Source organism: Frankia sp. CoWAU3, from assembly GCF_977971855.1.
In genome coordinates, this window is record NZ_CDWWXB010000199.1 from 1 (window position 1) to 1,052 (window position 1,052).

Genomic DNA, 1,052 nt, shown 5'->3' on the forward strand with positions numbered 1-1,052 from the left:
GCCGCTTCACGTCACGGCGACACGCCGGCCCACCCCAAACCACCAGCGACTATCACACAGAGTGACACCCGAAGGTTAAACGACAAGCCCAGGGCATGGGCTAGGCCGCGGGGATGTCGCAGACCTACGAAAGTCCCGACTTGCCTTCGTCTCCCGTCTCGGCGTTATCGCCGGCCTGGCGACACGTTCTTGATCAGCCTATGGGTATGCGGGCCGAACTGGACCGCCTGCGCCGCCACGCGCCCTTTTACGACGCGACGGTGGACGAGATCGACGGCCGCCGGATACGGATCGATGATCATTGGCTCACCGATTTCGCGTCGTGCAACTACCTTGGCCTCGATCTCGACCGGGAGATCATCGAGGCGGTCCCGGAGTACCTGGACCGCTGGGGCACCCACCCGAGCTGGTCGAGGCTGATCGCCAGCCCGCGGATGTACGACGACATCGAGCACACGCTCGCAGCTCTCCTCGGTGCCGAGGACGCGCTGCTGCTCCCGACCATCACCCACATCCAGCTGTCGGTGCTGCCCGCCCTCGTGGGCAAGGGGACCCTCTTCGTCGAGGTGCACGCCCATCAGACGGCACATGACGGCGCGGTCGTGGCCGCGGCCCATGGCGCCGCCGTGGCGCGCTTCCGCGAGGACCGGCTCGACCGGCTGGAACGCCGGCTGCGGACGAGCCCCCACCCCCGGGTGGTGTGCGTCGACGGCGTCCACAGCATGACCGGAAACGGCCCGCCGCTCGCCGAGCTCGCGGCGCTCACCCGTGCGCACGACGCCCTGCTCTACGTCGACGACGCCCACGGGTTCGGTGTCGTCGGCGAGCGTGATCCCGCCGCGTCGAGCCCCTACGGCAGCCGCGGCAACGGAATCGTCCGCCATCTCGGCGAGACCTACGACGATCTCGTCCTGGTCGGCGGTTTCTCGAAGGCGTACTCGTCGCTGCTCGCCTTCGTCGCCTGCCCCACGGAGGTGAAGGAGTATCTGAAGTCCACCGCGGGCCCGTACGTCTTCTCCGGCCCGTCGCCGGTGGCGTCCCTGGCGACCGGG

1 protein-coding gene is annotated in these 1,052 nt (G+C 68.7%); it reads left to right on the top strand.

Going from position 1 to position 1,052, the window contains the following annotated elements; translation table 11 throughout:
• Positions 1-113 precede the first annotated feature (113 nt).
• Positions 114-1,052, top strand: a 939-nt coding sequence (locus AC08ON_RS15095) for an aminotransferase class I/II-fold pyridoxal phosphate-dependent enzyme (RefSeq protein ID WP_476617193.1), incomplete at its 3' end; no start/stop codon positions are given.